At 64.5% G+C, this 19,846-nt stretch carries 17 protein-coding genes and 1 pseudogene; 12 read left to right on the top strand and 6 right to left on the bottom strand.

Annotation, left to right across the window (positions count from 1 at the left end):
- Window positions 1-19 precede the first annotated feature (19 nt).
- Entirely contained in the window at window positions 20-1,231 is a 1,212-nt protein-coding gene (locus H535_RS0120210; protein WP_081416852.1) for an RsbRD N-terminal domain-containing protein, read from the bottom strand.
- A 157-nt stretch (window positions 1,232-1,388) separates the two neighbouring features.
- Between H535_RS0120210 and H535_RS0120205 the strand changes: the two genes are divergently transcribed.
- The 6 genes from H535_RS0120205 to H535_RS0120180 all read left to right on the top strand — a co-directional run bounded on the left by H535_RS0120205 (window position 1,389) and on the right by H535_RS0120180 (window position 9,080).
- Window positions 1,389-2,711: an MFS transporter gene (locus H535_RS0120205; protein ID WP_026820967.1), complete on the top strand. Its 1,323-nt coding sequence runs from the start codon at window positions 1,389-1,391 to the stop codon at window positions 2,709-2,711.
- A gap of 28 nt (window positions 2,712-2,739) precedes the next feature.
- Entirely contained in the window at window positions 2,740-4,401 is a 1,662-nt protein-coding gene (locus H535_RS0120200; RefSeq protein ID WP_026820966.1) for an amidohydrolase, read from the top strand.
- A 23-nt stretch (window positions 4,402-4,424) separates the two neighbouring features.
- The gene (locus H535_RS26985; RefSeq protein WP_035770336.1) at window positions 4,425-5,678 is read left to right on the top strand and encodes a M20 family metallo-hydrolase; all 1,254 of its coding nucleotides are present in this window, start codon (window positions 4,425-4,427) and stop codon (window positions 5,676-5,678) included.
- Between the two features lie 84 nt (window positions 5,679-5,762).
- Window positions 5,763-6,590, top strand: coding sequence for a siderophore-interacting protein (locus H535_RS0120190; protein ID WP_026820965.1), 828 nt, complete (start codon window positions 5,763-5,765; stop codon window positions 6,588-6,590).
- Between the two features lie 111 nt (window positions 6,591-6,701).
- On the top strand, window positions 6,702-7,928 hold the full coding sequence (locus tag H535_RS26980; RefSeq protein WP_035770333.1) for a CynX/NimT family MFS transporter: 1,227 nt from the start codon (window positions 6,702-6,704) through the stop codon (window positions 7,926-7,928).
- A gap of 126 nt (window positions 7,929-8,054) precedes the next feature.
- Window positions 8,055-9,080, top strand: coding sequence for a GTP pyrophosphokinase (locus H535_RS0120180; RefSeq protein ID WP_051299597.1), 1,026 nt, complete (start codon window positions 8,055-8,057; stop codon window positions 9,078-9,080).
- Between the two features lie 19 nt (window positions 9,081-9,099).
- Here H535_RS0120180 and H535_RS0120175 read toward each other — a convergent pair whose 3' ends face one another.
- Entirely contained in the window at window positions 9,100-9,837 is a 738-nt protein-coding gene (locus H535_RS0120175) for an OBAP family protein (protein ID WP_026820963.1), read from the bottom strand.
- 129 nt (window positions 9,838-9,966) lie between these two features.
- Here H535_RS0120175 and H535_RS26975 point away from each other — a divergent pair, with 129 nt between their 5' ends.
- From H535_RS26975 to H535_RS0120155, 4 genes are all read left to right on the top strand, one after another.
- Window positions 9,967-10,296: a YrhK family protein gene (locus H535_RS26975; RefSeq protein WP_051299596.1), complete on the top strand. Its 330-nt coding sequence runs from the start codon at window positions 9,967-9,969 to the stop codon at window positions 10,294-10,296.
- A 232-nt stretch (window positions 10,297-10,528) separates the two neighbouring features.
- Window positions 10,529-11,971: a GntP family permease gene (locus H535_RS0120165; RefSeq protein WP_026820962.1), complete on the top strand. Its 1,443-nt coding sequence runs from the start codon at window positions 10,529-10,531 to the stop codon at window positions 11,969-11,971.
- A gap of 44 nt (window positions 11,972-12,015) precedes the next feature.
- Complete coding sequence (locus tag H535_RS0120160) at window positions 12,016-13,266, top strand: CaiB/BaiF CoA transferase family protein (RefSeq protein WP_026820961.1); 1,251 nt, start codon at window positions 12,016-12,018, stop codon at window positions 13,264-13,266.
- A complete protein-coding gene (locus H535_RS0120155) occupies window positions 13,263-14,228 on the top strand; it encodes a beta/alpha barrel domain-containing protein (protein WP_026820960.1) in 966 nt (321 codons plus the stop codon). The genes H535_RS0120160 and H535_RS0120155 overlap by 4 nt, the downstream gene beginning before the upstream one ends.
- Window positions 14,229-14,253: 25 nt before the next feature.
- On the opposite strand, the gene H535_RS0120150 is transcribed toward H535_RS0120155, so the two are convergent.
- Window positions 14,254-15,051 (bottom strand): IclR family transcriptional regulator, encoded by a 798-nt coding sequence (locus H535_RS0120150; RefSeq protein WP_026820959.1) that lies wholly within the window; start codon window positions 15,049-15,051, stop codon window positions 14,254-14,256.
- Between the two features lie 108 nt (window positions 15,052-15,159).
- On the opposite strand from H535_RS0120150, the gene H535_RS0120145 reads away from it, so the two are divergent.
- Window positions 15,160-16,431: an MFS transporter gene (locus H535_RS0120145; protein WP_026820958.1), complete on the top strand. Its 1,272-nt coding sequence runs from the start codon at window positions 15,160-15,162 to the stop codon at window positions 16,429-16,431.
- Window positions 16,432-16,480: 49 nt separating this feature from the next.
- Here the strand turns inward: H535_RS0120145 and H535_RS0120140 are convergent, their stop codons facing one another.
- Genes H535_RS0120140 through H535_RS0120130 form a run of 3 tightly spaced genes read right to left on the bottom strand, consistent with a single transcriptional unit; the run spans window position 16,481 to window position 19,240 of the window.
- On the bottom strand, window positions 16,481-17,458 hold the full coding sequence (locus H535_RS0120140; RefSeq protein ID WP_081416847.1) for a ribokinase: 978 nt from the start codon (window positions 17,456-17,458) through the stop codon (window positions 16,481-16,483).
- Window positions 17,455-18,420, bottom strand: coding sequence for a uridine-preferring nucleoside hydrolase UriH (gene uriH / locus H535_RS0120135; protein ID WP_026820956.1), 966 nt, complete (start codon window positions 18,418-18,420; stop codon window positions 17,455-17,457). The genes H535_RS0120140 and uriH overlap by 4 nt, the downstream gene beginning before the upstream one ends.
- A 55-nt stretch (window positions 18,421-18,475) precedes the next feature.
- Complete coding sequence (locus H535_RS0120130) at window positions 18,476-19,240, bottom strand: SDR family oxidoreductase (RefSeq protein WP_035770330.1); 765 nt, start codon at window positions 19,238-19,240, stop codon at window positions 18,476-18,478.
- A gap of 140 nt (window positions 19,241-19,380) precedes the next feature.
- On the opposite strand from H535_RS0120130, the pseudogene H535_RS26970 reads away from it, so the two are divergent.
- A pseudogene (locus H535_RS26970) lies at window positions 19,381-19,846 on the top strand (pyruvate dehydrogenase (acetyl-transferring), homodimeric type); the annotation flags it as partial.

Here is a 19,846-nt window from a genome sequence, read left to right as displayed (position 1 = left end):
TATCAGCACCGCGCGCCGCTCATGACCAGGCGACCACCAGCCGGGCGGCCTGTTCAGGGACCAGCACGTCAATGCCGGTGAGGTCGCCGAATCGGCGGAGCCGGTTCATCACCGTATTGCGGTGGCAGAACAGCCGGCGCGAAGAATCCGCCACACTGCCGGTCGCCAGGTAGGCTTGCACAGCCTCGACCAGCCGTGTCCGCTCAGCGCCACCGCAGCCGGCCAAGGCAGTATCGACGTCGGCAGCAACCGGAATGCCGGTCTCGGCGAGCCTGGTGCGGGCGATCCGCGCCCACGCTGCCTTGAGCGTGAGGGCACCTTGCTCGCCGTCGTGCAGTTGATCCGCCAATTCCCGGGCGATGCGTGCCGCCGGCGCCAGCGATGCCAGCCCGCCGGCGCCCTCCACCAGGCCGCAGCGCAGTTGGCGGATCTTGCCCGCTGCCTCGCGCAGGATGGATCCTGGTGCTTCCACCGCGGGCCAGAAGGCCACCAACCCATCCGGCAGCGGGTGGGTGAAGATCTCCTGCCCGTGCTGGGACGCGAACGTTACCGCAACGCGAAGGCCGGGAACTTCCTCGCCGGCGGCGACCGCCACGTTCATCGGCTCATCCTGCTCGACGCCCAGCGCCCCGGAGATCTGTGCCAACCGCTCCGCGGTGGGGGTCGTGGGGCCGAAGATGCCTGCGATGTATCCCTGCCGCACGGAGGACGCCTCGTTCTGCATCCGCTGCCGTTCGGCAACGTACGTTGTCTGCACCTGGCCGGCGTAGGAGTCGACGGTCAACCAGACGCTCTCGGTATGGCGGACCAGCAGGTCAGAATCCGTGTTGTCGGCCAGGGCGCGCAGCTCAGTCCAGAGCACCGAAAAGTCCTGTCGCACGGCTGTCATCAGCGACTCGACCGGCACTTCGGCGCGGGCGCGGGAGACGCCGACGTCGGCAGCGATGCGGAACCGTTGGGCCGCCAACTCTTGGGTGTCGACGTCGTGCCTGAGGCTCTGGATCAGCAGCTGGAACGACGCCGCGCCGGTGCGGCGGAGTTCGCTAAGCGGTAGTGGGGCATCGTTGTAATCCGGCAGCTTCAGCAATTTCGAGATGAAGATGTCCGTGAGCCGCGGTACGGAGAGGCGGTCAAGGAGGGTGTGCCAGCGGGCGGTATCGCCGGCATCGGTGGCTGCGGTATCGGCGGCGGTAACGGAATCGATGTTTTGCGGAGGCGGGATGGGCTGCATATGCCTCATAATATGTGCTTTTGCACAAGTTGGGGCAAGAATCCAGTGCCTTTCCGTGAGGCAATGAGCTGGCTCACAGATGCAGGCTGTTAACCAGGAACAATAAGCCGGGTCCACCCCTATGGGTCCGGCTTCAATGCGATTGCGGAGGCTGCCGATGGCTCAAACAGCAAACGTCGAGGCCGGGACCACCCGGACCCTGACCGACAAGGAAGCGACAAAGGTCGCCATAGGTGCGCTGGTCGGTACCGCGATGGAATGGTACGACTTCTTCCTGTTCAGCGCTGCCGCCGCACTGGTCTTCAATATCCAGTACTTCGTCTCCGAGAACGCGACAGCGGCCATTCTGGCGTCTTTTGCGACGTTCGGTGTCGGGCTGGTCGCCCGTCCCCTGGGTGGCATGTTCTTCGGCGCCATGGGTGACAAGATCGGGCGGCGCAAGACACTGATGATCACCATTGTGGGGATCGGCGTGATCACCGGCCTGATTGGCCTGCTGCCCTCCTACGCGGCCATCGGCATTGCTGCGCCCATCCTGCTGGTGCTGCTGCGCGTATTCCAGGGCCTGTTTGTGGGCGGCGAATGGTCCGGGGCGATGACGATTGTGGTGGAGAACGCGCCGCTGAAACGCCGCGCCCGCTACGCTGCACTGCCCCAGATCGGTTCGCCCATCGGGACCATCTTTTCCTCCGGCGGCTTCTACCTGATGACGCTCTTCTTCTCCCAGGAAAACTTCGCCGCCTTCGGCTGGCGCATCCCGTTCCTGGCCGCGTTCCCCATCGTGCTGGTCGCGCTCTACATCCGCAGCAGGCTTGATGAGTCACCGGTCTTCACCGAACTGAAGGAACGCGACGCCACCGAGAAGGCGCCCATCCGTGCGGTGGTGTCCAAGCACTGGGGACAGATTATCGTCGGGATGGCCGCCGCCCTGCTCGGCGTCGGCGGGTTCTACCTGGTGACCGCCTTCGTGGTGTACTACGGCAAAGCCATTCTGGACTATTCGGCGTCGCTGATGCTCCTCGGCGGTCTCGTCGCTGCCGCGTTCGAGATTCCGGTGCTGATCGCCGGCGGGCGGCTGGCCGAGCGGTTCGGCGCGAGCAAGGTGATCATTTATGGCGGGCTGCTCTCCGCCGTCGTCGCCGTTCCGGCCTTCCTGTTGATTGAAAGCGGCAACAGCTTCCTGGTGGTGTTTGGGATGACGGTGGCCGTTGCTGCACTGTCCTTCCCCTACGCCGCATCGGGAACCGTGCTGACGGGATTGTTCCCGGCCAGCACCCGTTATACCGGGGTTGGTTTCTGCCAGAACGTTGCGGGGATGATCAGCGGATTCGTCCCCCTGATGGCCACGGCCTTGGTCGCGTCCGCGGCAAACCATTGGTGGCCGGCGGCGGCTATGCTGGTCTTCCTGTCACTGTTCACCACGGTCGCGGGCATTATCGCTCCGCGGATGAGCGTGGACCTGCCCGGGTTCAAGCACTGATACTTGACGGAAAGATTGGGGGCGGCCAATGTTGCTGGATCTGATTTTGCGTGACGCGGAGATCATCACGCTCGACGACGATCGGCCGACGGCGCACAGCGTGGGCGTGCTGGACGGGCGCATCGCGGGATTCGATGAAGAGCTGGACGAGTGCACTGCCGAGCGGGTCGAGCATCTGGATGGCGCCACAGTGGTCCCGGGATTTATCGACGCGCATTGCCACACCACGTGGTGGGGGCTTGGCCTGCAGGCGGTCGATCTGGGGCAGGCCCGCGGGCTCGAGGAACTGTACGCGCTGCTGGAAGCGGAGACGGAGCGGTTGGCTGGGCAACCGGATGCGTGGGTGAACGGCACCGGCTTCAACCACAAGCACCACGACGGCCGGCACCCGGACATCGCCCGGCTCGATGCCATCACGGGCGACCGCCCGTTGTACCTGCGCCACGTCTCCGGGCATTCGTCCATCACCAATACCGCCACGCTGCGGCTGGCCGGCGTCTTTGAACCGGATTTCGAGGACCCGACCGGGGGAGCAGTGCTCCGTGACGCGGAGGGGTATCCGACCGGCGTCGTGGAGGAAGCGGCCCAGGCGTTGATCCAGGACATGCTGATGCCCTATCCGGTATCGCAGATTGTCGACGCGCTGGATCAAGCCACCACTCGCTACGCCGCCCAGGGGATCACCAGTTTCACCGAGGCCGGCATCGGCGGCGGCTGGATCGGACACAGCCCCATCGAAGTGCAGGCCTACCAGACCGCGCGCCGCACCGGACGGCTGCACGCCCGCGCGCAGTTGATGCCTGCGCTGGACGCGCTCCGTCCGGTCTCGGGCAACGACGACGATATGCACGGTGAAGGCGCCGGGCTTGGGCTTGACCTGGGCGCGATGGCCGGGTTTGGGGACGAATGGGTGGCGCTGGGACCGACCAAAGTGTTCATGGACGGCTCGCTGCTGGGAGCGACGGCGGCGGTCACCGAAGAATACTGCGGGCACCGGCATAACACCGGTTACCTGCTCGACGACGCCGATTCGTACAAGCAGCGGGTGGCTGCGGCGTACCGGGCGGGATGGCCGATCGCGCTGCACGCGATTGGCGATGCGGCCATCGACTTGGCCGAGGACATCATCGCCGACTGCCAACGCCGCTACGGACGCAATGCGCTGCCCAACCGCATCGAGCACTTCGGCATTGCCCGGCCCGACCAGGTCGAACGTGCGGCCGCCGAAGGTATCGCCGTCACACCGCAGGCCGCCTTCATCGGACCGCTGGGTGACCAGTTCGCCACCCTTGTCGGTCCTGACCGCGAAGGATGGCTCTACCGCGGCCGTTCACTGGTCGACGCCGGCATCGTGGTGGCGGGCAGCTCGGATCTGCCGGTCGCGGACAACAATGTGCGCCGCGGAATGCAGTCCTGGGTGGACCGGACGACCGACAACGGCCTGGTGCTCGGCGGGGCGGCCGAAGGGCTGACTCCGGAGGAAGCGCTGCGCACCTATACCGACTGGGCTGCGAAGGCGACCGGCAACGACGTCGACCGCGGCACCCTGCAGCCCGGGAAGCTGGCCGACTTCGCCATGCTCTCCGGCTCGCCGCTGACCGCGCCCGATATTGGTGACCTCGATGTCCTCGCCACCATCGTCGGCGGCGAGATCAGTTACGACGGCCGCAGTGAAGCGCCACGAACTTAAAGACAGCAGCCAAAGGAGAAGAAATGGCATATGAAACGCCCCCGGACGACGCATTCCTTGCAGACTTCAGGTCGCTGAGCACGATCGGTGCCACCGCCGGAGGCGGCGTGGACCGGCAGGCGGCGACGCCCGTGGACGGCCAATCCCGCACCTGGTTCCGCGGGCTGATGGAAGGGCACGGCTTCGACGTCCACTACGACGAGGTGGGGAACCAATTTGCGCTGCTTCAGTTGGTCCCCGGTGCGCCGTACCTGGTGCTCGGCTCCCATCTGGACTCGCAGCCTCTCGGCGGACGATTCGACGGGGCCTACGGGGTGCTGGCCGGCGCGCACGCGGCACTCCGGCTTGCCGGGCGGCTGGCGGCCGAGGGCCGGACGCCGGCGCTCAACATCGCAGTGGCCAACTGGTTCAACGAGGAAGGATGCCGGTTCAAACCCTCAATGATGGGCAGCTCGGTGTTTACCGGAAAACTGCCCGCCGAACAGGCGCTGCAGACCACCGACCCGCACGGAGTGACGGTCCAGCAGGCCCTTGAGGATATCGGCACCCACGGCGACTTCACCCTGGATATCGCATGCTACGCGGAGATCCACATCGAACAGGGCCGGTCGCTGGAGGATGCCGGACTGACCATCGGGCTGGTCGAATCGACCTGGGGCGCCAACAAGTACGAGTTCGTGGTGCACGGCGAGCAGGCCCACACCGGTGCCACCGTTATCGCCGACCGCCACGACGCCTTGCTGGGGGCCTCCTCGCTGGTGGTGGCCGCCCGGGAAATCGCCGAGCAACACAGCACCGACGACCACATGGTCATCACCTCCTGCGGTGAGTTCACCGTCTTTCCCAATTCGCCGGTGGTGGTGGCCAGCCAGGTCAAGCTGCTGGTGGACGTGCGCAGCACCGACGCCGACGTGCTGGCCGCCGCCGACGCCGAACTGCATCGCCGGATTGCCGACATCGAACAGCGGGCCGACGTGCGTATTGAGCGCGGGGCGGAGCACATCTGGGATGCGAAGGCCTACGACCAGGCAGGCATGGAGCTCGCCGCAGCCAGCGCCGACGAACTCGGACTCAGCCATGGCACCGTCCGGACGCTGGCCGGGCACGACTCCACCAATCTGAAGGACATCGTCCCCACGATCATGCTCTTCGTCCCCAGCGTCGAAGGCATTTCGCACAACGAGCGCGAGTTGACCAGCGACGAGGACATGCTGGACGGGGTGCGGATGCTGACCGAGGTGGCCGGCCGGGTGCTGGCCGGTGAGTTCGTCCGGTAACAAAGTTAGGGTTACCTAACCAGGCGGTGCTAAGGTGGCTCTGGCCGCCCGACGTCGGAGGCGGACCCCAACCGAGGACGATGCATGACCAGCGATTCGCGCCCCGCACGGCCGCAAACCATTCTCACCGTGCAGGAAACCGAGTGGATTAACCCGCACACAGTCCGCCTGATTGCGGGTGGACCAGGTTATGCGGCCTTCCAGGACAAAGACGCAACCGACAAGTACGTCAAGATCTACTTCACCCGGCCCGAACTCGGCCTCGAGCCTCCGTATGACATGGCTGCGCTGCGGGAAGTGCTGCCGCCCGAGGACCTTCCGACCACGCGCACCTACACCGTGCGGTGGTCGGATCCGGCGGCACAGCGGCTGGCCATTGATTTCGTCGTCCACGGCAACGAAGGGCTGGCGGGGCCATGGGCGGTGTCGGCGACGCCGGGGGACAGGCTGGTCTTCGGCGACCCCGGCGGGCAGTATGCTCCGGATCCGGCTGCAGAGCGGCACCTGTTCGTCGGCGATGACTCCGCCGTGCCCGCTATCGCCGCCGCATTGGAGGCATTGCCCGCCGATGCCCAGGGAGATGTGCTGCTCGAAGTGGACGGGCCGGAAGACTGCATCTCTCTGGTGAAGCCTGAGGGGCTGCGGGTGCAGTGGCTGTACCGCGATGGTGCTGTCCCCGGCACGCAGCCGTTGCTGCCCGAAGCGGTGAGCCGATTGGAATGGCAGGCCGAGGGGACCCAGATCTTTGCCCACGGCGAGCGTGGGGCAATGAAGTCATTGCGGTCCATCTTTAAGGAACGCGGTGTCACCCGGGACCAGCTCTCGCTGTCCGCCTACTGGGCACTGGGCCGCGACGAACTGCGATTCCAGGCCGAAAAGCGCGAACCCGTGGGCGTCATCGCCCCGGTGTAGGACCCCGACCGCGCTCGGAAGTTTCTCCGGACGTCTCATTGGCGCCATCACCGTGCCGCTGCGATACGGTATCCCTGCAGCAGACGAATTGAGGGTTTCCTGGTGGACAGATTGAGGCAGTCGGGTGCGAAGCCGACTCCCGGAGCCGGCTCATCGCATCTTAATACCGGACGTGCACTGGTTTACCTCGCGGTCTGTATCGTGCTGATCGGGCTCAACCTGCGCACGTTGTATTCCAGCTTCTCGGCGATCCTGCCCGAGATTACCTCCGCCACCGGTATGTCTGCGGCGCTGGTGAGTGCGCTGACCACCGTGCCGGTATTGCTGCTCGGTGTCTGTGCGCCCGCGGCTCCTTCCCTGTCGCGGCGGTTCGGCGCGGAACGGGTGATCCTGGCCGCCATGGTCGTGTTGACCGCCGGACTTGCGGCCCGCGGACTCGGCGCGGCGCCGGCGCTGCTGGCCGGAACCATTGCCTGTGGTGCGGCGATCGCGGTCGTCAATGTACTGCTTCCCTCGCTGGTGAAACGGGATTTCCAGCACCGGCTGGGAACGATGAGCGGGCTCTATACCGGTGCGATCTGCGCCTCCGCCGCCCTGGGGGCCGGCTTCACGCATCCCATCTACGCCGCCACAGAATCGTGGCAATTCGGGCTGTTCTCCTGGACGCTGCCGGCCGCCGTCGTCGTCCTGCTGTTTGCGCCACTGGCCCTGCGCCGCAAGCCGGCCAGAATCTCCAAGGCCGTGGGCGGGCCGTCGGTGTGGCGCTCGCACACCGCCTGGCAAGTGACAATCTTCATGGTTCTGCAGGCCATGATGTCGTTCAGCGTCTTCGCGTGGCTGGCGCCGATCCTGCGCGAACGCGGGGTCGACGGCGGCACGGCGGGACTGATGGTCGCCGTCTCCATCCTGCTGCAGGTGGCCGGTTCCTTCCTGGCTCCCGCCATCGCCGCCCGCTGCTACGACCAGCGGACCATCAATCTGGTGATCGCGCTGCTCACCGGTGGCGGTTTCGCGTTGAGCATCTTCGGGCCGTTGGAACTGATTTGGGTCTGGATCGCCATGCTGGGCCTCGGGCAGGGAAGCATGACGGCGCTGGCGCTGACCATGATCGTGCTGCGCACCCGCGACGCCGCAACAGCGTCCCACCTGTCCGGCATGATGCAGGGCGTCGGCTACGGCGTTGGCTCATCCGGCACATTGCTGGTCGGGGTGCTGTACGAGGGAACCGGGACGTTCACCGCCGCGGGGGTGATGTTCCTCGTCGTCGGCGTGCTTGGAGCCGTCTTTGGATATCGGGCCGGGCGGCGGCGGATTGTTGGAGAGGACATGCAGTCGTAGCCACCGCGGCGTAGGCCCACTCGTCGCGGCTGCGTGGCCGATAGTCCTTACCGATATGTTGTTATGACCCATATTCGATCAAACTGGATATGGATGAATCAATGCCGCATTGAGGGGTGGTCGATTATGGAGGAGCCGGTTGCGCACCAAGCCGACGTAGACAAATGGATGCGCGAATATTCGGACGATGACAGCAAGTACAAGAGCGCGTCCAAAGCGATACTCGCGGCTGTGAGAGCCCGGTTGGATGATGATGGGCTCAACTATCACGTGGTCGACGAGCGGGTGAAAGAGAGTAAGTCTCTCCGCCGTAAACTAAGCCGCACCCTTTCCGACGGATCTCCGAAGTATATCAATGGGACCGACGACATCGACGATATTATCGGACTTCGAGTGATTACCTATCTCAACGAAGACGTCGAACTGGCAATGGCGGCGCTTCGCGGAAGTTTCAATGAGATTGAGCATGTTGACAAGACTTCCGAGCAGAAACGCAAGGGCGAATTTGGGTATTCAGGGCAGCACTTGGTTCTGCAGATTGGCCAGACCAAGCCTCCCAACGGATGTTCCGCCTACACAGGGCAGCGGTTCGAGGTTCAGGTTCGGACAGTCTTGCAGCACGCCTGGGCTGAGTTTGAGCACGATGTGCGGTACAAGGCGGCCAGCCGTGCGCGCCCCGAGATAAATCGTGCGTTCACCCTGGCATCGGGTCTGATCGAACTGGCAGATCAGCAGTTCACCGAAATCAATAAGATGGTGTCGGGGCAAAAGGCTGAGGGCGAGGTCCCCATCGACGATGACGACGATGTGCTTACAGGAAGTGGGCTGCTGACGATACTGGAGGGTAATTTGCCGGATAATCCCCGGAGCAAGATGGAGCAATACGGGTGGCTTGTGGAGCTGTTCAATGCGAATGGAGTCACCACAGCCAGTAAGGCCTCGTCAATCCTGGGATCCGCCGATTGGCAATTCATCAGGGACAGGATCAAGTACAAATTCGACCCCGGACATGTACGAATTGTTGATGACTTTCTTCTAAACCGCTGGAAGCACGATTACATAGATCGGACCGAAGATCTCGGCGAAGACGGCCGGAGGAGAGATAAGTTGGAGTACCGGTTGCATCAACTCGAAGGATCGACCGTGGGATAGCAGGTCAGGGCACCAACGACTACCCAGCCTCGCCCGCGTCCTCAATGTCGACGACGCCGGGGATCGGCGTGGAGTCCGGGAAGTCATCCCTCATTTCATTGACGCCGTGCTGCGGGTTGGCATGTTCGACAAACGTTTGCCGGTCGGCTCGCTTCGCTTCAGTGTCGAGTTCCATAGCAGTGTCACGGTCTTGCTGCAGGTCCTCGTCGCATTCGCCGTCACGGTTGAATGACCACATCAGCTTGGGGTCGCCGTACGGGAGGTCCATGCCAGGGCGGCCGCCATGGTTGCTGGTGTGCCAGGTATGCCAGGTCTTGCCGTAGGAATTCAGCAGCAGCTTGAACAGGGCCTTCTCCGCGGCCTCGGGAAGGCCCGGTGCCACCAGCTGGCCGGAGAGCAGTTCGTAATTGTGGGGATGCCAGTAGGTTTTCTCCGCGTCCGGCATGGTGTCGAACAGGCGTTCGGAGACGATGTACTCGATGCCGATTAAGTTGGCGTCCTTGGTGTTTCCATCGAACAGGACGCACTGCAGCAAGTCGTCATTGACCACCCGGCAGTAGTGGTGGGCCTCCATTTGGAAGCCTGGTTCGCCCTTGGCGCAGTGGAACCCGACCACGTAGGCGTTGAATCCCTGCATCGGCGCGTTGTCCTGCAGCAGATGCGCGCCCTGTTCAAGCATCCCCAGCCACGCTCCGGTGCCTTGGCCCGCCGGAGTGCGCTGGCGTCCACGGTCTTTGATGCGCGGATTCAATCTCATGTGCCGCTCCCTCCCCGGACAAGCATCCCACACCGGCCCGTCGTGCGAAAAAGTAAGGCTGCTTGTGATATGGGTGGATCGGTTTTACCGTAAGGAGAGAAAGCTGTGTCGTCAGGAGGCTGAATATCGATGACTGAGCCCAACGTGAACCGGGACCGTGCCGCACAGGACGCGGAACCGGACAAGGATCCGCCGGTCAAAATCGACATCGGCCACGATGAGATCATCATCAGCAACCGGTACGAGTCGCTGTCGATCATCAACGACATCCTGATCGGAATCTTCTTCTTTGTCGGCAGTGTTTTGTTCTATTTCAAGCCACTGGAATTTTGGGCGATAACCTTCTTTGTCCTCGGGAGTATCGACTTCCTGTTGCGTCCCGTGATTCGCCTGGCGCGGCGGTTCCATCTGCAGCGGATTGGCATGCGGCAGGGCGACAATGCGTCGCAATACTACTGACAGGCGCACGGGCGACGATGATTCCACTATGAGCTCGTGATTCCCCGAGTGTAGTCGGGCCAGGGCGCCGCTGGCATGGCGGTCGTCCTGGCCCAGCATTTTGTGTGTGGCGCCAGCGTCACGTGATTTACATTATGAGATTCAGCTCATAGTATGGGTTCCGTTCTGTGCTGGTGGTCACACGCGGCGCGAGGACCTTCGATTCAATGACCTGAAACGAACGGATCAGAATATGTCTGACATCGCTATCATCATCAATACCGCCGTCGCCGTTCTGGCGGTCGTGGTTTTGATCGTCCGATTCCGGACCAATCCGGTCATCGCACTGGTGATTGGTTCTGTCTATCTCGGGCTCTCCACCGGACTCGGAGTGACAAAGACCGTCGAAACTATCGCCGGAGGATTCGGCGACATTATGACCGACGTCGGTCTCCTCATCGCCTTCGGCGTGCTGATGGGAGCCATCCTCAATGAGACGGGCGCGATCCGGCGGCTCGTTGATCGGCTGCTGGATGTCTTCGGTCCGAAGCGACTTCCCTACGCACTCGGGCTTTCGATGGGAACCTTCCTGCAGTCGATCTTCCTTGACGTGCTGCTGGTCATCTCGGCCCCGCTGGCCAGAAAGCTGGCCCCGAAGATCGGCAAGCTGGGACTGCCCCGGGTCGCCACATCGATGGCTATCTCCCTCGAGTGTGGCATTGTGCTCATGGTCCCGGGCGTTGCAGCCGTTGCCCTGGCCGGTGTGCTGGGCGTCCCGTTGGGAAAGATGCTGCTGTTTGGGCTGATCCTCATTGTGCCAACCATCATCATCTCCATTGCCATTATGACCTTCTTGTTCCGCAGAGGCTTCTGGAATGAAGAGAAGGACCAGATCGCCGACGTCGAAGATGACGACGACCCAGCCGTAGACGACGAAGAGGCCATGTCCGGCGCAGCGCCCGCGCCCGCCGCCGGCGGCCCGGCGGATACCAACGACGGGGAGCTTGCAGGTGAGCCGTCATCAGTGCAGGTGCTGGACCGGCAGGAACGGAGCACTCCGCTGATGGTGCTCTTCGCCCCGATGCTGTTTGCCCTGGTCCTGATGGCCGCCGGTGCCATATTGGAGATCGCCAAGATCGAGATTTCATGGCTGAAATTGATCAGCGAACCGACCATTGCCTTGCTGATTGGCCTGATCGGTACCGCGTTGGTGGGCCGCTACAGCATGGGACAGAGCCGTGTGGAAGAGGCAATCGGCAGCGGCTTCAAGGAAAGCGGCCAAATCCTGATCCTCACCGGCGTCGGCGGTTCTCTCGCCGCGACCGTTTCAGCCGCCGGAATGGGGGACATCCTCGGGGGCTTCTTTTCCGCCAATACGGTGGCCCCACTGATCATGGTCTGGGCCATCGCAGCGGTGCTGCACATTGCCGTGGGATCTGTGACGATCTCGGCCATCACCTCAGCGGGGCTGCTGGCGCCGGTTGCTGCAACCATCGGGCTGGAGCCGGTGCTGCTTGCGCTGGCGGCCGGCGCAGGTTCGCTGTTCATGGTCCACGTCACCAGCAACACGTTTTGGTTGCTGCAGTCGCTGCTCGGCCAGAGCGTACGAGGAGCGCTGAAGTCGGTATCCGTCGGGGTGTCAGTGGCATCCGTCGTCGCCCTGTTGCTGATCCTGCCGATGAGTCTCTTCTTCTAAGGAGCCTGGCCATCCATACTGACAAGACAAACGAAAGAGGGGACATGACTGACGAAACTATCGCTCCGCTGGAAGGCGTGAGGGTGCTGGAGCTGGGGAACTATATTGCGGCGCCCACCGCCGGCCGGCTGCTGGCCGACTTCGGCGCCGAAGTGATTAAGGTCGAGCGCCCCGGCACCGGTGACGAACTGCGCAACTGGCGGCTGTACAAGGGCGACACGTCAATGCTGTACCGGACCCTCAACCGGAATAAAAAGTCGATCGTGCTGGATCTGCGCAGCGACGCGGGCCGTCAGGCGGTGCTGGAGCTGGTGAAGCAGTGCGACATTCTGCTGGAGAACTTCCGCCCCGGAACATTGGAGAAGTGGGGCCTGGGACCGGACGTCCTGAACGAGGTGAACCCGGAGCTGATCATCACCCGGATCTCCGCCTTTGGCCAGACGGGGCCGATGTCCAGCCGCCCGGGCTTCGCCGCCGTCGCTGAGGCGTACGGTGGATTCCGCAATCTGGTCGGCGATCCGGACCGGCCACCGGTACGCGTGGGGGTTTCCATCGGAGATTCCATCGCCGGGCTCTATGCAGGATTTGGTGCAGTGATGAGCCTTTACCGGCGGGAAGTGAAACGGCGCGAGGCCGGGACGGCATCGCCGCTGCAGGAGCGGATTATCGATGTCGCCCTGAACGAAGCGATGCTCTCCATGATGGAGTCCCTGGTGCCCGACTACGAAGCCTATGGTGTGCATCGTGAACGGGTCGGCGGCCGGTTGCAGGGGATCGCGCCGTCCAACGCCTACTTCTGCAAGGACGGATCCAGCATCGTCATCGCGGGTAACGGCGACTCCATCTACCAGCGCTACATGGAACTCATTGGCCGTCCTGACCTCGGCTCAGCGCCGGACCTGCAGAGCAACGCCGGCCGATGGGAACGGCGGGAAGAACTCGACGGAGCCATTGGCAACTGGACGATGCAGCGTACGGCCGCCGAAGCGCTGGAGGCACTCGACGCGGCCGGAGTCCCGGCGGGGCCGATCTACAGCGCTGCTGACATCTCGGCGGACGAGCAGTACAGCGCCAGGGGTATGATCCAGAAGTTCGACGTCTCCACTGGCGAGGAAGTGCTGACCGACGTCGGATTCCCTGGAGTGGTGCCCGTGATCGGCGAAACATCACTGCCTGTCCGCAACCTCGGGCCGGACCTGGGGGAAAACACCACGGAGATCCTCGGCGGGCTGTTGCGCATGTCCGACGAAGATATCGATGCCGCATCCAATCCTCAGGAGGCTGTCCAGCCATGAACTTCACCATGGAACCTGCCGCGGAACTGCGCGACGTCACCCTGCGGGACGGACTGCAGCTGACAGGGAAGATGCTGTCCGCCGAACGGAAAGTGCAAACCGTCCGGGAACTGCTGCGCCTGGGAGTGACATCCATCGAACTGGGATCCATGGCGCGGGGAGACCTGGTGCCGCCCATGGCCAATACGCTTGAGGTGGTCCAGGCCCTGAGTGCGGAGGAGCTGGATGCGTGTTGGATCTGGGTGGCCACTCCAGGGCACGTGGCCAAAGCCGCGGCTGCCGGAGCGCGGAATTTCCAGTATTGCCTGTCGGCAACCGATTCACACAACAAAGCCAACATCGGACGCACCACCGACGCGAGCCTGGAAGCGTTGCCGGAGGCAGTAAAGCTGGCAGAAGACGTCGGCGGAAGGATCCAGCTGTGCATCGCGACGTCGTTCACCTGCCCCTTCGAAGGGATGGTGCCCGAACAGCGGGTGCTGGACATCGCAGCTGATCCACGGGCCGATGGAACAAGCGATGTGGTCATTTGCGACACGTTGGGCCAGGCCGTTCCGGCCCAGGTCGCCGGCCTGATTGAGCGTGTCCGGGACGAAACTCCCGCCCGCCGTGTCGTCTACCACGGGCACGACACGTGGGGCCTGGGCGTGGCAAACACCCTGGCCGCGATCCAAGCCGGAGCCACGATGGTCGACGGAGCCCTGGGCGGACTGGGCGGCTGCCCCTTTGCCCCGGGCGCCAGCGGCAACACCTCCAGCGAGGACATTCTGTTCGCCACCCGTCCGCCATGGCTCACGCCCGCGAAGTTCGGCGACCTGGTCCGGCTCTCGGAAGGACTGGTCAGCGAGCTGGCCGAACCCAATCGTTCGAAGTCCGCCCAAGGCGCCCGGTCCAAGGCAGAAGCGTTCGACTGGGTGATGAGCCCCGCTGCGTCCGCGGATGACGGCGCACGGACCAGCTAACAGCCACCATACGGTTGACGGCGGCTCACGCTCCGGCTTCGCCGGGGTAGCGTCCGCCGATCAATCGTGTCATCTTTTCGGCTGTCTGCAGCAGGATCTCCACCCAGTCTTCGCACACGGACAGCGGCATGCGCAGTGTCGGCCCGCTGATGGTCACAGAGCCGACGAGCCCGACGGCGGAGTCGAACACCGGTGCCGACAGGCCGGATGCTCCGTCCTCGCGCTCACCGGTGGTGATGGCAAAGCCATCCCGGCGGGTATGCTGCACGGCCGTTCGCAGGCTTTCCGCAGTGGTGATGGTGTAGTCGGTGATAGGTTCCAGCGGCCCCGTGACGATGCGGTCGAGCAGCTCGGGCTCCCATGCCAGCAGCACCCGGCCCGCCGAGCCGGCATGCAGCGGAAGAATCTTGCCCAAATGCATTTCGCGGCGCAGGGCGTGGTTGGTTTCAGCAATTCCGACACACACCCGGTAATTCTGCTCCGACTTGAAGAAGCATGCGGTTTCACCCGTGGCGTCCCGCAGCTCCTTCAACAGCGGGCTGATCAGGTCCAGCACCTCGATCCCCTTGGTGGCGGGGGCCGCCCAGTACGCCATTTTCAAGCCGATCCGGTACGTTTCGCCGTCCCGCTCCAGGAATCCCTGATCCGTGAGGTTCCGTACCAGCCGCTGCACGGTGGAGGTGGGCATGTCCGTCGCGGCACGGATGTCAGCCAGGCTCAGCTCGGGGCGGGTCAGCGAAAAGGAATCCAGGATCGCACTGATCTTGTTGAGGACGAGCAGCGGACTGGCACTGGATTTACCCGGGGTCTGGCTGGCTGGCATAGCACCACGCTAAACGGTCCCTCGGCGACGGTCCAACACATCGGCGGCTACACCAGCTCCGGCTGATCGATCCTGGACAGCGTCGCGGCAGGTTGTACGCTTCAGACTATGAGCCCATCCCGCTCCGTGCCCGGCGATGCCTCACTGCCCAAGGTGCCGGCGCTGTCCGAACCCACGGTGAACGTGCGCGCCGGCTGGGTTGCCGCCGTCGTGCTGGTCAATGTGGGAATCAACGCTGCCTTCTTCGGGCCGCTGCAGGTGCTGCTGGCCCAGCAAGCGCAGGCTTTGGACCCGGTGAATAAGGAAGCCATCCTGGCGCTGGTGACCGGCTGTGGTGCCGCCGTATCGCTGGTCGCCAACCCCATCTTCGGGGCTTTCTCGGACCGGACGACGTCACGATTCGGCCGCAGGGTGCCGTGGGTGCTGGGCGGGGCCGTCCTGGGCGTCGCCGCCCTCCTGGGTCTGGCCGGTGCCCCGAACATCGCCGCGATGACGATCCTGTGGTGCCTGGTGCAGACCGGATGCAACGGCGCCGTGGCCGCGATCACCGCAACCGTGCCGGACCGGGTGCCGCGTGCCCAGCGCGGGCGGATCGGCGGGCTGGTCGGGATGGGGGTGACCGTGGGGCTCGTCGGCGGGGCCGTCATCGCTGCGGTCGTGGCGGGCTTCGTCGCCGGGTACATCGTCTGCGCCGTGGCACTGTTCCTCAGCGTAGTGCCGTACGTGGTCAACAGCCACGACGCGCGCCTCGATCCGGCCGACCGGCCTCCCTTCTCCTGGTCCAGGTTCGTCGCCGGCTTCTACATCTCGCCGCGCCAGTACCCGGATTTCGGATGGGCCTGGTTGACCCGTTTCCTCGTCAACCTGGGTAATCACATTGTGACGCTCTATCTGTTCTACTTCCTGCAGGATGCGGTAGGATATCCCGAGCCGGCCAATGGGGTGTTGATCCTGACCGGCCTCTACGCGGCGATGACCATTGTCACGGCAGTCCTCGGCGGACGGCTCAGCGACAGGATGGGGAAGCGCAAGCCAATCGTCATTGCCTCGTCGGCGGTGATCGCGGCTGCGTCCCTGATCCTGGCTTTCTTCCCGACGATGACCGGCGCGATTATCGGTGCGCTCGTGCTGGGGATTGGCTTTGGTGCCTATCTGGCGGTGGACTTTGCGCTGCTCACCGAGGTGCTGCCGACGGCGGCGGACCGGGGAAAGGACATGGGCGTGATCAATGTGGCCAATTCGCTGCCGCAGGTGCTCGCCCCGGTCATTGCAGGTCCGTTGGTGCTGACCGCAGGTGGCTACTTGACCCTGTACGTCACGTCCGCAGTCATCGGTCTGCTGGGGGCGGTCTTCGTCGTCAAGATTAAGTCCGTCGCATGAGCTGGGGCTGCAGCCGGACCATCCGGAGGAGCCCGGCCGCGACCGTCCGCTACGTCCCGTTCGGCGGTCGCAGTGCGGCGTAGGAGGACTGTGCCCCGGAGCGGGTCGCGGCCATCGCCCCGGCCCGTGCCGCCACGTGCGCGGCGTCCGTCAGGGCAGCTCCCTCGGCCAGTTGCTGCGCAATAGCCGCCGTGAAGGCGTCCCCGGAACCGGTGGTATCGACGACGTCGACCGCCGTCGGTGCGATCGGCTGGATCCGGGATCCGACGTCGGCCGTGGCGTCAAGTACGACGGCGCCGTCGGCGCCAAGCGTGACGACGGCCCGTGGCACCCCGAGCCGGCCGAACCCGGCCAGCACCGCCTCCCATCCGGAGGTGTCCGGCCCGCCGGCGCCCATGCCCTCCAGGGACTCGCGTCCCAGCACCTGCGCGGCCTCGTGCGTGTTGACCAGCAGCACATCGGTCAGCGCCAGTAGTTCGTCAGGGGCCGATTGGTAGGGCGATAGGTTGAGCAGCACCTGAGTCCCGGTGCCGGCGGCGGTACGGGCGGCGGCGAGCACGGTGTCCATGGGGATTTCCAGGCACAGGCACAATACCGCGGCATCATCGAACAATTCGGTCCGGACGTCTTCGGGTTTGAGGGTGCCGTTGGCGCCGGGCGAAAATACGATGGTGTTCTCCCCGGCGGCGTCGACCACGATCATGGCGGTGCCGGTGGACGTTTCCTCACGACGCAACACCGCGGAGACATCGACCGACGCTTGGCGGGCCGCGTCCAGCAGCATGTCGCCGTGCCCGTCCGCGCCCACGGCCCCGAGGAGGACGACGTCGGCCCCCAGCACCCCGGCGGCGGCGGCCTGGTTGGCGCTCTTGCCGCCCGGGGCGAGCACCAGCTCAGATCCGGCGAGAGTCTCACCGGGGGCCGGGTGCCGCTCGGTGCGCACGGTCAGATCCATGTTCAGGGACCCAACGACGAGCACTCGCCCGCTGACGTCCGCTGTCCGCTCGTTGGCGGAGCCGGCGCTCACAGCCCGCCCCCGCCGAGCCGCTCGACGGCGTCGACCACTAAGGCCCAGAATCGCTCCGTGTCCAGGTCCACGGCCACCGACGTCGTGCAGTCAGCCGAGGGAGGGGAGCGGAAGTCGGCGACCGTCATCCCCAAGGTCAACGTGCCCGAAAGCTCCACATCCAGCGGTGCGGGCCGGGTGGTCATCACGGCGGGGTCGATGACCCTGGCCACCGCGCAGGGATCATGCACCGGCGGGAAACCGGTGCTTTGGGAGTCCCGTGGGTTCCGGGCGTGCCGGTGCGCGCCGGAGTAAAAGCCGAGCAGTTCGCTGACGAAGCGTGCCGGGCCGGTCCCGACGGCGGCGATCCGGGCGGAGACGTCCTCGGTGGCCAGCGCCTGGTGGGTCAGGTCCAGGCCGACCATGGTCAGTGGCCACTGCTCGTTGAAGACGATATGCGCGGCCTCGGGATCGACGATGATGTTGAATTCCGCCGCCGCGGTCTGATTGCCGGCGTGGTATCCGCCGCCCATCAGCACCACCTCACGGACCCTGTCGGCGATGCGTGGTTCCTTGCGCACGGCCAGCGCAATGTTGGTCAGCGGTCCGGTCGGCACCAGGGTGACCGTTGACGCGTCGTGGTTCATCACCGTGTCGATGATCAGGTCAGCGGCGTGCCGATGGTCCAGCGTGAGGGCAGGATCCGGCAGGGCCGGGCCGTCCAGGCCGGTTTCTCCGTGGATGTCCGCCGCCGTCCGAAGGGTCCGGACCAGCGGCCGGGCGCTGCCGGAGGCGAAAGGGACGCCCGTCATCCCGGCGACGCGGGCGACGGCCAGCGCGTTGCGGGTGACTTTGTCCAGCGTCTGGTTGCCGGCGACGGTTGTCACTGCCAGCAGCTCGATGCCGGGGTTGCCGTGCGCCAGCAGCATCGCGATGGCGTCGTCGTGGCCCGGGTCGCAGTCCAGAATGATCCGTTGGTGCATTGTTCTCCGGTTCACAGGGCCTCGTCGGAGCAGGCCGGATGGTCGATAGCGCTGGTCAGCCGCGGCCGATGAAGGGCATCCCGCTGGCCGTGATCACCATCGTGCCAACCGAGGCCGACGGCGGCAACTGCGCCATGAACAGCACGGCCTCGGCTGCCTCCTCGACGGGGAAGGTCGGCTCGGTCCTGCGAGTGCCGTCGGGCTGCAGCGCTCCCGGGCCGCTGCCGATGTTCTCCATCAGCGCCGTTGCCGCGTTGCCGATGTCGATCTGGCCGCAGCTGATGCCATATGGGCGCCCGTCCAGTTCAATCGACTTGGTCAGCCCGGTGATGGCATGTTTTGTGGTGGTGTAGGCGGCGGACAGGGGGCGCGGGGCATGGGCCGATATTGAGCCGTTGTTGATGATCCGCCCGCCCTGCGGCTGCTGCGCCTTCATCAGCCGCACCGCCGCGGCCGCACACAGCATCGAGCCCGTCAGGTTCACCGAAACGGTTTGTTCCCACGCCGCCATCGGAATCTCATCCACGGCTCCGGCGGGACCGAACGTGCCGGCATTGTTGAACAGCACATCCAGCCGCCCCACTTCGGTGCCGATATAGTCAAAGAGCCGCTCGACGTCGGCGGGGTCAGTGATGTCTGCGGGGATCACATGGGCGTGCGGATGGTCTTCGGCGGTTTCGTCCAACGCTGGGCGGCCGCGCCCGGCCAGCACCACCGTCCAGCCGGCATCGAGGAAGCCGTGTGCACTCGCGCGGCCTATCCCTGATCCGCCGCCGGTGATCAGAATGGTGCCGGAGGCAGGTATCGTGGTGTGCTTCATGTGACATGCTCCTTAGCCGTAATTGACATATCCATTGTGGGGGCAGTTCACTGTATTTAGCATAGCGGAAACTGTATTCCGTATCATGAAATGAGCAAGCACGTCCCTGTGGCCGAGGCCGCGGGTGAAAAGAGGTAGTCATGTCCGCACACGATGAAACAGCGGAAATCCTCACTGGCCTGATCGGCACCCGGGCCGACGCCGATCCGGAGGAGACGGCTGAGTGGGTTCAGTCGTGGGATGAGTTGGTTGCTGTTCAGGGTACGGAGCGGGCGCAGTTTATTATGCGGTCGTTGTTGCAGCGTGCTGGTGCGCAGTCGGTGGGGGTGCCGATGGTGACGACGACTGATTATGTGAATACGATTCCGGTGGATCAGGAGCCGGTGTTTCCCGGGGATGAGGAGATTGAGCGGCGGTATCGGGCGTGGTTGCGGTGGAATGCTGCGGTGTTGGTCCATCGTGCGCAGCGGCCCGGTATTGGGGTGGGGGGTCATATTTCGACGTATGCCGGTGCGGCGACCCTGTATGAGGTGGGGTTGAATCATTTCTTTCGGGGTAAGGATCATCCCGGTGGTGGTGATCAGGTGTTTTTCCAGGGTCATGCTT

This window comes from Arthrobacter castelli DSM 16402, assembly GCF_000430705.1.
Taxonomy (GTDB): Bacteria; Actinomycetota; Actinomycetes; order Actinomycetales; family Micrococcaceae; genus Arthrobacter_C; species Arthrobacter_C castelli.
This window is presented reverse-complemented; position numbering and strand designations above follow the sequence as displayed.

What these genes read in the sequence shown, in the direction of transcription:
- H535_RS0120155 (WP_026820960.1), top strand. Translation starts at nt 13,263, where the DNA reads ATGAACTTCACCATGGAACCTGCCGCGGAACTGCGCGACGTCACCCTG.
- H535_RS0120205 (WP_026820967.1), top strand. Translation starts at nt 1,389, where the DNA reads ATGGCTCAAACAGCAAACGTCGAGGCCGGGACCACCCGGACCCTGACC.
- H535_RS26985 (WP_035770336.1), top strand. Translation starts at nt 4,425, where the DNA reads ATGGCATATGAAACGCCCCCGGACGACGCATTCCTTGCAGACTTCAGG.
- H535_RS0120165 (WP_026820962.1), top strand. Translation starts at nt 10,529, where the DNA reads ATGTCTGACATCGCTATCATCATCAATACCGCCGTCGCCGTTCTGGCG.
- H535_RS0120210 (WP_081416852.1), bottom strand. Translation starts at nt 1,231, where the DNA reads ATGCAGCCCATCCCGCCTCCGCAAAACATCGATTCCGTTACCGCCGCC.
- H535_RS0120200 (WP_026820966.1), top strand. Translation starts at nt 2,740, where the DNA reads ATGTTGCTGGATCTGATTTTGCGTGACGCGGAGATCATCACGCTCGAC.
- H535_RS0120160 (WP_026820961.1), top strand. Translation starts at nt 12,016, where the DNA reads ATGACTGACGAAACTATCGCTCCGCTGGAAGGCGTGAGGGTGCTGGAG.
- H535_RS26975 (WP_051299596.1), top strand. Translation starts at nt 9,967, where the DNA reads ATGACTGAGCCCAACGTGAACCGGGACCGTGCCGCACAGGACGCGGAA.
- H535_RS0120150 (WP_026820959.1), bottom strand. Translation starts at nt 15,051, where the DNA reads ATGCCAGCCAGCCAGACCCCGGGTAAATCCAGTGCCAGTCCGCTGCTC.
- uriH (WP_026820956.1), bottom strand. Translation starts at nt 18,420, where the DNA reads ATGCACCAACGGATCATTCTGGACTGCGACCCGGGCCACGACGACGCC.
- H535_RS0120180 (WP_051299597.1), top strand. Translation starts at nt 8,055, where the DNA reads ATGGAGGAGCCGGTTGCGCACCAAGCCGACGTAGACAAATGGATGCGC.
- H535_RS0120145 (WP_026820958.1), top strand. Translation starts at nt 15,160, where the DNA reads ATGAGCCCATCCCGCTCCGTGCCCGGCGATGCCTCACTGCCCAAGGTG.
- H535_RS0120130 (WP_035770330.1), bottom strand. Translation starts at nt 19,240, where the DNA reads ATGAAGCACACCACGATACCTGCCTCCGGCACCATTCTGATCACCGGC.
- H535_RS0120175 (WP_026820963.1), bottom strand. Translation starts at nt 9,837, where the DNA reads ATGAGATTGAATCCGCGCATCAAAGACCGTGGACGCCAGCGCACTCCG.
- H535_RS0120190 (WP_026820965.1), top strand. Translation starts at nt 5,763, where the DNA reads ATGACCAGCGATTCGCGCCCCGCACGGCCGCAAACCATTCTCACCGTG.